The 14,171-nt window shown below is 40.1% G+C and carries 9 protein-coding genes; 4 read left to right on the plus strand and 5 right to left on the minus strand.

The window, feature by feature from the left end; all coding sequences use genetic code 11:
- Positions 1-45: 45 nt before the first annotated feature.
- Entirely contained in the window at positions 46-2,091 is a 2,046-nt protein-coding gene (locus tag BUA96_RS14750; RefSeq protein WP_175546504.1) for a ComEC/Rec2 family competence protein, read from the plus strand.
- Positions 2,092-2,098: 7 nt separating this feature from the next.
- Here BUA96_RS14750 and BUA96_RS14755 read toward each other — a convergent pair whose 3' ends face one another.
- Genes BUA96_RS14755 through BUA96_RS14770 form a run of 4 tightly spaced genes read right to left on the minus strand, consistent with a single transcriptional unit; the run spans position 2,099 to position 8,035 of the window.
- Entirely contained in the window at positions 2,099-2,647 is a 549-nt protein-coding gene (locus BUA96_RS14755; RefSeq protein WP_072984348.1) for a thioredoxin family protein, read from the minus strand.
- A 39-nt stretch (positions 2,648-2,686) separates the two neighbouring features.
- Positions 2,687-4,429 carry a peptide MFS transporter gene (locus BUA96_RS14760; protein ID WP_072984350.1) on the minus strand — a complete coding sequence of 581 codons (1,743 nt, stop codon included), beginning with the start codon at positions 4,427-4,429 and terminating at the stop codon, positions 2,687-2,689.
- A gap of 15 nt (positions 4,430-4,444) precedes the next feature.
- Entirely contained in the window at positions 4,445-5,857 is a 1,413-nt protein-coding gene (locus tag BUA96_RS14765; RefSeq protein WP_072984352.1) for a peptide MFS transporter, read from the minus strand.
- A gap of 6 nt (positions 5,858-5,863) precedes the next feature.
- A complete protein-coding gene (locus BUA96_RS14770) occupies positions 5,864-8,035 on the minus strand; it encodes a S9 family peptidase (RefSeq protein WP_072984354.1) in 2,172 nt (723 codons plus the stop codon).
- Between the two features lie 344 nt (positions 8,036-8,379).
- Here BUA96_RS14770 and BUA96_RS14775 point away from each other — a divergent pair, with 344 nt between their 5' ends.
- The 3 genes from BUA96_RS14775 to BUA96_RS14785 are packed head-to-tail and all read left to right on the plus strand — an operon-like array spanning position 8,380 to position 11,775.
- Entirely contained in the window at positions 8,380-9,711 is a 1,332-nt protein-coding gene (locus BUA96_RS14775) for a hydroxymethylglutaryl-CoA reductase, degradative (RefSeq protein WP_072984356.1), read from the plus strand.
- Positions 9,712-9,770: 59 nt separating this feature from the next.
- Positions 9,771-10,856: a serine hydrolase domain-containing protein gene (locus tag BUA96_RS14780; RefSeq protein ID WP_084673179.1), complete on the plus strand. Its 1,086-nt coding sequence runs from the start codon at positions 9,771-9,773 to the stop codon at positions 10,854-10,856.
- 1 nt (position 10,857) lies between these two features.
- Positions 10,858-11,775, plus strand: a complete 918-nt coding sequence (locus BUA96_RS14785; RefSeq protein ID WP_072984358.1) for a GYDIA family GHMP kinase — start codon at positions 10,858-10,860, stop codon at positions 11,773-11,775.
- Positions 11,776-11,999: 224 nt separating this feature from the next.
- On the opposite strand, the gene BUA96_RS14790 is transcribed toward BUA96_RS14785, so the two are convergent.
- Positions 12,000-14,123, minus strand: coding sequence for a peptidylprolyl isomerase (locus BUA96_RS14790; protein WP_072984360.1), 2,124 nt, complete (start codon positions 14,121-14,123; stop codon positions 12,000-12,002).
- Positions 14,124-14,171: the final 48 nt, after the last annotated feature.

Genomic DNA, 14,171 nt, shown 5'->3' on the forward strand with positions numbered 1-14,171 from the left:
CATTGATTTTTTGATTAGTATTGCAAAGTACTAACCCACTTCTTGTTGCCATTTGTTATGAAAGGCATCAACATAACACTTTGCATTGCCCTACTGGGTTTGATCTCAGGTATCCTCTTATGCCCGTTTTTGAACTTCAGCTTACTCACACAATTCACTGTATTTTTAAGTTGCTTTTTCAACTTCCTTAGTCTTCATTATATTTTTAAACGGAAACACATCTACAGTGTTTTTACAGCATTCGCAGCATTTTTGCTTTTTGTTTCTATTGGTGTTTTACTAGTTACGCTTTCTGATCCTTTGCTCAAAAAATCGCATTACACCAAAACTTTAGCCTTTGAGCAACCTCAAACGATCTTGCTTGAAATTGACAAAAAACTAAAACCCGGTTTTTTCGACTCTAAATATGTAGCCCGCGTACTTCAAATTCAGAATAAACCCGCAAGCGGAAAACTGATTGTGAATATTGAAAAAGACAGTACCAAACCAGCGTCAGATCTCAGAGTAGGGCAATACATCCTAACAAAAACAGTTGCACAAACGATCGCACCACCTCGTAATCCTTTTCAATTTGATTACAAAGCCTATCTCGAACAACGAGGTATTTTTGCTGCAATAACAGTATCTAAGCAAGAGTTGCTACAACTTCCTTACTCTAAAAATTCGCCACAATCCTTTGCAGATCATCTACGCGCAAGCCTTAATGCTAAACTAGACCGTTTCACGATGCATCCGGATAACAGAGCGGTATTGAACGCACTTGTGTTAGGACAACGCCAAGACCTCTCTACCGACTTGCAGAATGATTACGCCAACGCCGGAGTCATTCACATACTAGCTGTGTCTGGCCTTCACGTGGGAATCCTTATGCTTATAGTACAATTTCTGCTCAAACCACTAGGCAACTATCGGCGCAGCCGCATTCTAAAAACACTTATCGTTTTATTAGTGATCTGGGGGTTTGCGTTAATCACCGGCTTCTCGCCATCCGTATTAAGAGCTGCAACTATGTTCACCTTCATTCAGGTTGGATTATTCTTTAATCAGCGAAAAGCAGGATTCAATGCGCTGATCGCTTCGGCATTTGTATTGCTGGCGATCAAACCAAGATTACTGTTTGAAGTAGGTTTTCAATTGAGTTATGCTGCGGTCTTTGCAATCCTGTGGCTCTATCCAAAATTTGAAAAATTAGGCCTCCCAAAGAACAAGCTACTACAGTATTACTGGAAAATCATTTTGGTCAGTCTTGCCGCACAAATAGGCGTACTGCCGCTAAGCCTGTTTTATTTTCACCAATTCCCGGGAGTATTTCTTATAGCTAATTGTGTCGTGTTGCCCTTTTTAGGATTCATCCTAATTTACGGCTTGGTCCTACTGACCGCAGCTGCGCTCAACCTTCTTCCTGAGGTTGCGGTTGAATGCTATGACCTGATCCTGACTTGGCTTAATACTTTTATAAAAGGATTGGCGAGTCTTGATATATTCCTGATCGAAAACATTTATTTCTCGTTTCCGCTCGTCATCCTATCGTATCTTTTAATTTTTTCCGCGGAAAACTTTAGCCGAAGGTTTAGTTTTAAAAACATAAGCCTGCTACTTCTAGTACTTATAGGCTTTCCTATCACGCTTCTTTTTTCTGAATTCACCCAAAGGCAACCTAAGTTTTACATTCTTCATCAATACCAAACCAGTCTGTTTTCTCATCAAAATGAGCAACTTGAATTCACTTATTACACCGAATCAGATCGCGAACCACCTCAACAACTTTTAAACCAGTTTAAAACGCATCAGCAGGTTACTGCAGTGCAAACAGCTGAGCTGAAACACTTCTACCAAATTAAAGAGCAGACTATTTTTCGAATAGATAGCAGTGCCGTTTTTGAGATCTCGAAGCTTGAACCCGATTTTATTGTTCTTACTCAGTCTCCAAAAGTGAATCTGGATCGGGTTACTGAACGTTATCCTAATACGGTTTACATTGCTGACGGAAGCAACTACAAAAGTTATGTAGCGCGCTGGGAAGCTACTTGCACAAAAAAGAAAATCCCTTTTCACAATACGTATGAAAAGGGATTTTATAAGATAGAGTAATTACGTTTTAACTCTTAAACGTACTTTCAAAATTAGATTGATATTCCTCCCAAGCTTCGGCAGTCGTGATTTCTAAATAATCATCAGATTCGATCATTTTCAGAAAAAGTTCTAACTGCTGTGGTGTTTTATAACCCGGCAACGGCTGAATCAAATTGCCTTTTTCGTCAAAAAATACAATGCTGGGGTACGCATTAATTTTCATCGCGTGCGCAAATAAATGCTGACTGTTGCGCCCTTTTCGTTTAGGATCATAATTAGGATTTGTGTACACAAAATCTTGATAATCTATAGACTCTGTTCCTTCTGCATTGAATTTTACCGCATAGTAATTTTGATTCACATATTTTGCGACATCAGGATTCTGAAAGGTGTTTTTATCTAATAACTTACACGGCCCGCACCAATCTGTATACACATCCATAAAGATCTTGCGAGGCTCTTTTTTCTGTGCGTTAAGCGCCTCTCCAAAACTCATCCATTTTATTTTTTCTTGTGCTGAAAGGCTTCCGGCACTACAAATGGCAATCATTAAAAAAACTATAACTCGTTGCATATATTATTTTTAGGGTGGTAATTCAAAAAACAGACCGTTTTAATGAATTCCGTGCATTAATTTCTTCAGTAAAGGGTGTAACAAAATTATTAAAACTCCTGCTCCTCCCGGAATTAAAAAGAATAATAAAAAGAAGGTTGACAAACTATATTCTTGGGTAACCTGATCGATCATTCCACCGGTGCTTCCGGCCAACTTGTTTCCGATAGCTATTGCCAGGTACCAAACTCCGTACATCATTGCGATCATTCTACCAGGCACCAGTTTACTAACATAAGAAAGCCCCACCGGAGACAGACAAAGCTCACCCATCGTATGAAAATAATAGGCAAGAATCAACCAAATGATACTTACAGCGGCGGTTTGCGCACCCTGCGGAATATCGCTAGCACCGTATGCCAAAGCTGCAAAACCAGTCCCAAGAAGTATGAGTCCGATTCCATATTTTACAGCCACACTGGGGTTATATTTTGATTCCCAAACTTTAGAAAAAAGTGGTGCAAAAATGATGATAAATAAAGAGTTTAATACGCTAAACCATGAAGCAGGAACTTCAGGAGATTCTGCAGTGTGCTGCTCGTAAAGCATCGTCAATACTAGTCCCCAGATTATTAAAAAGCTTGCTCCTAAAATGATATTTGCCCACTTATAATTCTTGAACGTTTGCTTAAACAACAAGCACAACACCCAAGTGATCACCCCTAACGGAATGATCGTGATCAACGTGTTTGCGATTCTAAAAATCGTTCCGGCGCTTCCTTTTAAAACGCGGTCTGTGTAATCATTTGCAAAAATGGTCATCGAGCCACCGGCTTGCTCAAAAGCCGCCCAGAAAAAGATGGTGAAGAAGGCAAAAATAGATACTGCGATCATTCGGTCGCGCACCACGGTCGTATAGCGAACAATTCTTGCTACAACCAAAATCAGAAATACTAAAAGCGCTAGAAGGATCATAAAGTTACTTCCAGAAAGACTAGCTACTTCAAACGCAAAAACATCAGTCCCGCCTATTTTCGACATGGGATCATTAATGATCCACACCAACCCGATAAGTGCACTTACAGCAATTAATAGTTTATCGATCGCCGTAAACGGATTTCTTTTAACCGAAGGATCTTCGGTGACTTCTTTACTTTCGGTTTTAACCGGCTTCTTCCCTACTTCGCCAAATATTCCTTGAGCAAAATAAAACTGAAGCATTCCTGCGAACATAAAAATTCCGGCCAGACCGAAGCCCCAATGCCAACCCCATTGCTCACCTAGGTATCCACACAGTAAAATCCCTAAAAAAGCTCCGGCATTAACACCCATATAGTAAATGGTGTATGCGCCGTCTTTTTTATGCTCGTGATTGGCATACATTTCTGAAATGATCGAGGTCATTGTAGGCTTAAAAAAGCCATTACCTGCACATAAGAAGAAGAGTCCAAGATATAACGCAAACTCGCTGTCAACCGCCATTGATGCGTGGCCTAAGGTCATCAATAAAGCCCCTACGACCACCGCCATCCGATACCCGATGATTCTGTCGGCAATATAACCGCCCAAAATTGGTGTTAGATATACCATAGAGGTGTAAGTTCCGTAGAGCGACAAGGCGTGCTCTCTTGGCCACGCCCAACCTTCTTCAAACAGCGAAGCCGTTAAAAATAAAACCAGCAGTGCGCGCATCCCGTAATACGAAAAGCGCTCCCACATTTCGGTAAAGAATAAAACAAATAATCCGGCGGGATGACCCAACACCGGATTTTTGAAAAATTGTTCTGTAGACGTAGTTGCCATTTGAACGTTTCTGTATTAGTTAATATCAGGATCTGCGAGTTCGTACTCCTCTTGCTCCAGCATCTCACGCTCATTATCTTCAGCGCCGTGGGTGAGCTTTTCTAATTTCTTTCTAAAAACCAAAACCAATAAAGCAAAAGCGATACAGAAAACTGCAATTCCGGTAAAAATGGTATACTCACCCAACTCAGAAGCAGACTCTCCTAAAAGTCCGGCTACTTTGTTACCAAAACCTGTCATTGCAAAATAAACGCCCATCATTATAGACGCATACTTTAAAGGCGCAAGTTTAGTAATGTATGAAAGCGCAACCGGCGAAAGACAAAGTTCTCCTACAGTATGGAATAAATAAGCCAATACCAACCAATACATTGCAGACGCTCCGTTCGCTTGAAATTGCGCAGAAGCAGCTGTCATAAAAAAGAATCCAGAACCCATAATTATAAGTCCCATTGTCATTTTAAATAGAGAGGTAGCAGTTTTTCCTTTGAGTTTACGCTTTGCCCAAAAACCAGCCACTGATGTTCCTAGCAAAATGATAAATAACGCATTTAAAGATTGGAACCAAGATGCAGGTACTTCATTACCGATAAATGGTAAAGCGAAAGAAAGCGTTCTATCAGTTTTTTCAGAAGCGTAAATATTCATCAAACCACCTGCTTGTTCAAAAGCTCCCCAAAAAACGATCACCATTAAGAAAGAAACTAATAAAACGATCACACGGTCTTTTTCAATTTTACTTAATGGTCGCTTACTCGCTGCAAGTTCTTCAGGATCTGTAGACGAACCTAAAAAGTTCCCTACGCGCTTAAGGTATTTCTGACCTAGCATATATTGCAAGAGCCCTAAAGCCATACCAATTCCTGCTAGACCAAAACCATAATGCCATCCGTAAACTTCACCTACCGTACCAACTACCAAACTTGAGATAAAAGCACCCAAGTTGATTCCGATGTAGAAAATAGTAAATCCTTTATCACGACGAATGTCTCCTTGCTTATACAGACCACCAACCATTGTAGAGATATTTGGCTTTAACATCCCAACTCCGGCGATAATCAAACCAAGCCCTGTGTAAAACGCCCACATTTGTTCAACCGCAAGAATACCGTGCCCGGCAACAAGAAGAATCCCCCCGTAAAGCACAGATTTTTTCTGACCCAAATATTTATCGGCGATCCAACCTCCCGGAATGGAAGAAACATAAACTAGCATTGTGTATGTACCGTAAAGCGAAAGCGCTTCGGCATTGGTCCATCCTAAACCTGGATTTCCAGATGCTGTTTCTGCAACTAAATACAATACTAAAATCGCCCGCATCCCATAATAGGAAAAGCGCTCCCACATTTCTGTGAAGAATAAAATATACAGTCCTACCGGATGCCCAAACAATTCTTTCTGTTTAGGAAGTTGTGCTGATTGTGCCATAAGTGCTTATAGATTTTCTTTAATGAAATTTGTCATTTTAGTATACAGATGCAAGCGCGTGTTGCCGCCATAAATCCCGTGATTTTTATCAGGATAGATCGCCCAGTCAAACTGCTTATTAGCTTGTACTAAAGCTTCGATCAAACGCATACTGTTTTGAACGTGCACGTTGTCATCTGCACTACCGTGTACCAATAAAAACTTACCTTCTAATTTATCTACGTGAGAAAGCGGAGAGTTATTATCATAGCCCGAAGCATTTTCCTGTGGTGTCGTCATATAACGCTCTGTATAAATCGAATCGTAAAATCTCCAGCTGGTTACCGGCGCAACAGCAATTGCCATTTTAAAGGTGTCTGCTCCTTGAAAAATACAGTTAGAAGCCATAAAACCACCGTAGCTCCATCCCCATATACCTATGCGTTCTGCATCTACATAATCACGCTCGCCTAATGCTTGCGCAGCAGCGATCTGATCTTCAACCTCATATTTACCCAATTCTTTTTGGGTCATTTTCTTAAAGTCACGCCCTTTTAATCCGGTTCCTCGAGGGTCTACACAAACAATGATATAGCCTTCCTGAGCGAGCATTTGAAACCAATATCCGTTTCCGGCGCTCCAGCTGTTTGCCACACTTTGCGATCCCGGCCCAGAATATTGGGTCATAAATACAGGATACTTTTTATTAGGATCAAAATCCTTCGGCTTGATCATATACGCATTAAGCTCTTCCCCATTTACAGGAAGCGTAAAAAACTCTTTTTCTGAAATTACATAGTCATCAAATTGATCTTTTAAGGCTTGATTGTCTTTGATCTTTCGAACTACATCTCCATCTTTAGCATCATTTAACGTAAATACATATGGTGTTTCGGCGTCAGAAAAGCTATTGATGAAATAGGTAAAATCTGTGCTGAAATTAGCCGAGTTGGTTCCCGCTTCTGCAGCAAGGGCTTCTTTGCCTTTTCCGTTTACTTTAATTGAATACACGCCGCGGTTAATTGAACCGTTTTCTGAACTCTGATAAAATACACGGTTGCTTTTAGGGTCATAGCCATAATAGCTAGTCACTTCCCAAGGACCTTGAGTCACTTGGTTTTTTAACTTTCCGTTTTTATCATAAAGATAAATATGATTCCAGCCGTCTTTTTCGCTGGTCCAAATGAAATCATTATCCTCTAAAAAAGTAAGATTATCAGTTACATCAACATAAGCATCGTCTTTGTCTGAAAGAATAAGTTTTGCTTCTGCCGAAGTCCCGTCAACAAAAAGAAGGTTGATATCGTTTTGTTTGCGGTTTGTGGTTTGTACTGCTAGTACGTTTGCTTCCGGCGTCCACTCTAAACGCGGAATATAATAGTTTTGGAATCCACTTAAATCTACCGCTTTTGTTTCGGTTGAAGCTACATCGTAAATATGCAAACTTACAGTGGCGTTGGTTTCCCCGGCTTTTGGATACTTGAACGTATCTTTAGAAGGGTATAATTCATTTCCGAAGACATCCATTGAAAATTCTGGAACTTCGCTTTCATCAAATCGAATGTACGCGATTTTATCTCCGTTTGCATTCCAATCAAAAGCTCTTACAAACGCAAATTCTTCTTCATAAACCCAATCGGTGATCCCGTTGATCACTTTATTTTTAGCTCCGTCTGTAGTTACTTGCGTGGTCGTTCCGCTAGACAGATCTTTAATATAAATATTGTTATCACGGCCATAAGCTACTTTTGAAGCATCTGGCGAGAAAGTAGGCTCCTGAATAGCTTCTTCAGCAACCTGAACCAATTCTTTGGTATCTAAATCATAAACGTAATAAACGCCTAACGATGAGCGACGGTAGATAGAGCGTAATTTTGTACTCAGTAAAGCTTTGCTCTCATCTGCACTCAGCGTGTAACCAATAAAGTAATCCAGCCCGTCGATCTCGCTTGAATTGATCAAGGTATTTACTTTTTCACCGGTTTTATAACTATAAACATCTAGTGTTTTTGTTCCCGTGTTGCGGTCGGTATTGAGAACGGCATATTCTTTCCCGTTATTCATAGAATGCAGTCGGTCAAGATATTGCATTCTAAAGGTGCCGTCGTAAATTTCTTCTAGGGTGATATTCTTTTGCTGTGCAGTGACCACTCCCGCTACCAGCAATAATAGCAAAAGGGTAGTTTTTCTAATATTCATAGTTATTATATCGTAAAAAATAGACCGCCAATTTTACTAAAAATTAACTAAAGAACCGTCAATTTCGTTGTTAAATACGCAGTGATTTGCGTAAAATACTGCGTTGCTTTATCATTTTTATTACGGAAGACAATTGTCGATTTATAAATGGGTTTCATCAATTGCCCTCTTTCTTAAGAATTTGGATTCTCTTTTGATTTTGAAAATGCATTTCTTCAGCACTAACCTATTCAAAATACTATCTTTACCCGGCAACCTGAATTTTAGAATTTCAATTAAATTGCCTGTTGGCGCGTCACTTTCTAAAAACAAAAGTACGCTGACTTTCAATACTATTTTTTGCTATGCCACACACCATTCAAGGTTTTTCCCGATTGACCAAAGATGAAAAAATAGCTTGGTTAACTTCAAACTTCTTGTCGTCTAACGCAAATGCTACCCAAATTTTAAAGCAATACTGGAATGATGATCAAAAACTGCAACAGCTGCACGATGAGTTTATAGAAAACACCATTTCTAACTATTATCTTCCGCTCGGCATTGCTCCTAATTTTATCATCAACAATAAGAGTTTTGCCATCCCCATGGCGATCGAAGAAAGTTCGGTGGTAGCAGCAGCGAGTAAAGCTGCAAAATTCTGGATGTCACGGGGCGGATTTAAAACTCAAATATTAGGTACCGAAAAAATAGGTCAGGTTCACTTTACTTTTTCCGGAGATTCTAAAAAGATCAGTGCTTTTTTTGAAGAACAAAAAGCGCAGATCATCGAAGATTTAAAACCGCATACGGAATCTATGGAGCGTCGCGGCGGAGGTCTAAAATCCCTTAAACTTGTCAACAAAACCAATGCGCTTGAACACTATTATCAACTGCACGCTACGTTTGAAACGCTTGATGCAATGGGCGCCAATTTTATCAATACGTGCCTAGAGCAGATCGCCGAGAGTTGGCAGCGTTTGTATAATGAAAAGGCTTCTTTTAAATCTGCTGATCAAGAGCTTGTGGTTATCATGAGCATTTTGAGTAATTATGTTCCCGGCTGTGTTGTACGCGCAGAAGTAAGCTGCCCGGTGTCTGAACTTTCAGAAGCAGATGGGATCGATCCACAGCTCTTTGCAAACAAATTTGTACAAGCTGTGCGCATTGCAGAAGTTGAGCCTTATCGCGCGGTCACACACAACAAAGGCATCATGAACGGTATTGATGCCGTAGTGCTCGCCACCGGCAATGATTTTAGAGCAATTGAGGCTGCTGCTCACGCCTACGCTGCCAAAGACGGAAGCTACTCCAGTTTAACCCACGCAACCATAGAAGACGGCATTTTTAAATTTTGGATTGAAATCCCATTGGCATTAGGTACTGTGGGCGGACTGACAAAATTACATCCTCTAGTGAAGTTGAATTTAGAAATGCTGGGCAACCCAAGTGCACCACAGCTTATGGAAATCATTGCAGTAGCCGGCCTTGCGCAGAACTTTGGCGCTGTAAAATCCTTGACCACTACCGGGATCCAAAAAGGGCATATGAAAATGCATCTGATGAATATGCTCAATCAATTTGAAGCATCTGAGGAAGAAAAGAATCAGGCAATTCAACATTTCAAGACCAACAAAGTCACCTACAGCGCCGTAGAGAATCTTATAACCAACCTTCGAAAATCGGCACAAAACGCTTAAATTAAAGGTGACAAAAAGCGCTTCAATCAGTAATTTGAATTTGCGTTAAACCAAAATTTATGAAAAAGTCTGTACTCTTACTTTTAATGCTAATCAGCAGTTTTGGGTTTGCTCAGCAATTCACTGAAGCTTTTCAGTCTCAGGTCAAGAAAGCACAGCAAGCACATCAGATTCCGGCGATATCTGTTAATTTGATCACTCCAGATAGTATATTTTCTTTTGTAAACGGCAAAGTTAGGACTGCTAAAAAAGCTCGAATACCCCAAGACGCTAAATTTCATTTAGGGAGTAACTCTAAAGCCATCACCGCGTTTATCGCCAAGCATTTGAGTGAACAAGGAATTATTAACTGGGACACACGATTTTTTCAGTTATTTCCTGAATTAGAAAACAGCAGTAATCCTGCTTACCTAGATATCACGCTGGGTCAATTGCTGTCGCATAACGCGGGGATCAACGCCTATACTAAAGGTGTAGATCTGGAAAAATTCAATACTCTAAAAGGTTCAACAAGCGAAAAACGCTATGCATTTACACAGGAAATTCTAAAAGAAAAACCTTCAGATCCTGGCACATATTCTAACGCCGGCTATGTAATTGCCGCACTTATGTTAGAGAAATCCACTGAAAAGCCGTTTAAAACTTTGCTTAATGAAACTATGAACGCTTTGGACTTAGATTATTTTGTAGGCTTCCCAAGCAAAGAAAATGATACCAATCCTTGGGGGCATATAAACTCAAAAGGCACGCTGACGGCATTAGGTCCTGATCACGAATATAAATTACCCGCGTATATGTCTAGCGCAGGAGATATTGCAATGAACAGTCAGGATTATGCTCGGTTTTTACAACTGCACCTTCAAGGACTTTTAGGAAAAGATAATTTTCTCGGAGCAGAGGCTTACCAAGAGTTGCATTTTGGACTTGACAATTATGCTTATGGCTGGGGAAACATTTCTAAAAACGGCCATCAGATAAGTTATCACGACGGAAGTTCAGGCACCTATTACTGCCACGTGGTGGTATTTCCTCATAAAGAGATTGCCGTAGCGATAATGGCCAATACAGCCACTAAAGATGCTGTAAATGCCATTTACACACTTCAAAAATCAATTTCTGATAATCCCGAAAATGTAACCGAATAATATGCCACAACACTTTTATGGCCACGGAAAACTATTGATCACCGGCGAATACCTTGTACTTGATGGAGCATTAGCTCTTGCCATTCCTACTAAAAAAGGTCAGAAGTTAACGGTAGCCGAAGCTGAACAACCCGGTATCACCTGGGAAGGACTGAAAGAATCTGGCGAGGTCTGGTTTACCTTTCATTTAGATTATGCATTATTTAAACAATCGCAACCAGCAGCGTCTGAAAATCCTGAAATTCGTTTACTGCAAATTCTACTTGCAGCTCAAAAATTGAATCCCGAATTTCTTAAAGAACAACCTTCTTTAAAAGTGACTACGCAATTGGAATTTCATCAAAAATGGGGATTAGGCAGTTCGTCGACTTTGATTTATATGCTTGCACAGTGGGCAGAAGTTGATGCTTATAAACTGCTCGAACTCACCTTTGGCGGAAGCGGTTATGATATTGCTTGCGCAGGAAACGACAGCCCGATTTTGTATCAAAGCTCTGAGGGCATTCCGCAGGTTTTTCAAACCAATTTTTATCCTGATTTTAGCGATCAGCTTTTCTTTGTTTATCTCAATAAAAAACAAAACAGTCGTGAAGCTATCGCCAATTACCGCAAGCAACCCGAAGCACGCAAAAAAGAGGCGATTCAGAAGGTTTCCGGTATTACCGAAACTTTATTGACCGTTGATAGTATTTTCAGCTTTAATGTGCTTATAGAAGCCCATGAACGCATCATTGCTTCTGTTTTGAACATCCCAACCGTAAAGCAAAACTTATTTCCTGATTTTAAAGGAAGCATTAAAAGTCTCGGTGCCTGGGGTGGTGATTTTATTTTAGCTACCGGTGGTCCTGAAGCGAAGAATTATTTTAGAGCCAAAGGCTATGAAACCATACTTAGCTTTGACGAAATGATATTCAGCTAAGGATGCCCATTCAGTCTAATTAATAGTCTGAAGACAAACTTTTGCAGCGCGATTGTTCCTTTTAGAACTACCCGTAAACCATCCCAGAGTAAGCCTGTAAGGCATTAGTTAGAAACAAATTTTCAATTTCACGGCAAGCCTCGGAATATTAATCCTTTGGCGGCGCCAATAAAAAAAGCGCCACACAATTGTGCGGCGCTTTTTTATTTTAAATAACGTTTCTACTAGTAAAAGTTAGAACGTTTATCTTCAATTTCTGAAGCATCTTTTAAAGCTTGTACTACGCGCATATTTACAGTAGCACGGTCAGCATTTTGCTTCTGAACCGCAAAACTTGCATAATTGTCTAGTTCACGCGCCGGAGTAATTTTAGTTACTTTAACCACATATACACCGCGGTTTCCTTCAATAGGAGCAGAAACATTTCCTTCTTCTAAACCAAATGCTTTACCCACAACTTTAGGTTCTGTACCAGAACCAGCCAAAGTAGGGTTCTTAAGGTTTACACCAGGAGAAGTTTGAACCGTCACATTATTCGCACTAGCGATAGCTGCTAAATCTGACCCTGAAATATTCTTCTTGATCTGCGCAGCTTTTTTCTGATTGCGTACGATAGGCGTCACACGTGGTGAAGCTTCATCCGCAGGCAAAAGACCTTTTTCTGTTTTCTTAGTAAGTTGCACCACAAGATAGCCACCATCAACATTAAAACGCTCAACATCTCCGGTTTTACGCTCTTCATCAAATGCCCATCTGATGATTTCACGCTGACTTCCTTGTCCCGGTAACGTCTCATCAAGAGCCTTGATACTGTTTACAGGACGTACATTATAACCTCCTTCTTTTGCCACATCTTCAAAACCATTTTTGTTTTCTGTGACTGCCATTTGAAATTTAGTAGTCTCGTTAAACACATTGTTAATGGTTTCTTGAGAAGGCTCAACAGCTTTAGTTACGGTCGCCAATTTAATTGCACGCTGAACATTTTTCTGATCAGTAATACGGATTACGTGATAGCCAAAACGTGATTCAACAACTCCAACATCTCCGGTTTTTCCGTCGAAGATAAAGTCGTTAAAAGGTTGTACAAAACGACCTTTGGTCGCGTAACCAAGATCTCCGCCTTTTTCTTTGCTTCCGTCTGCTGAATACTCAGGAGCTAATTCTGCAAGCTTTGAAGCATTTCCTTTTATTACCCCGGCAAGACTATCTGCAAGCGCTTTAGCTTCGGCTTTGGTGCGTGTTTGTGCACCCGCGTTTGCCAAACCTTGATAGGTAAGTAAAATATGTGAAGATTGTACCGAGTCAGGAATCTGAGACACTGCTACCACTTTTGAAATTTTAAAAGCAGCACCATCTTTATATGGCCCATATACATCACCTTCATTCAATGCCCAAAGTTCGTCAGAAGCATCTGCCGGTAATTCATTTTTAAAAATATACAGATCAGTATAGCGCTCGTCTGAATATTCGTTTACAAAATCTTCAGGATTTGTAGTATTTGCTAAACCTGCTACAGTATCGTTAGTTTTTGTAGCCGCTGTATACTCTACTCGGTTCTCAAGCAATTCAGATAAATTTGCTTTTACTGCTTCTTCATCACTTAAAGTTGGATCTTCACTAAACTTCACATAACGAATGTTACGCGCAGCTTCAGTTTGAAATTCGTTAGCGTGCTCCTTAATATACGCTGTAATCTCTTCTTTAGAAACTGTAACCTCTTCATCAGGAATTGAAGTGTAAGGCACTTGCACATATTCTAAATCGCGCAGGTTGTTTTCCATTTCAAAATCCATTTGACCTTCTTTAAAGCTTGTATTCAAACCAGCTTTGATCAAATCAAAATAAATTTGCTGCTGCTCATTCTTTGCAAGCTGCTGCTCGTAAGCCACCCACTGCTCATACATTTGCGGGTTAGTAGATTTTAACGTAGCGATATACTCTCTAAGTTTCTGCTCACTAAAAACACCATTCTCGTTTTGAAAATTAGGATCACTTTGCAAAGCTTCTTTAAGCAGATCATTTATACGATCACGCTCAATGCTTATACCTAACTCTTCGTATTGCTCATCAAGAATGATACGACGCACTTCTTGTTCCCAAGCTGCATTTACCGCCTGAGTATTGGTAATGTTGTTACCGTAACGCGCGGTCTGGTTATCTACTAATTGCGCAAATTCTTGCTGCTCGATATCTTCACCGTTCACAGAGCCTAAAATTCGCTGCGATTTATCTGTAGAAAAACCACCGTTTTTAAATACGTCTGCCAATACAAATGCAAATAATGCTAAGGCGATGATCGCAATTAAAAATACAGAGCGCTGTCTAATTTTGTTTAAAACTGCCATTTCTTAAGTGTTTGTCAAATAGTGGGCGAAAATACCATTTTATATGAA

This window comes from Leeuwenhoekiella palythoae (genome assembly GCF_900130045.1).
Classification (GTDB): domain Bacteria; phylum Bacteroidota; class Bacteroidia; order Flavobacteriales; family Flavobacteriaceae; genus Leeuwenhoekiella; species Leeuwenhoekiella palythoae.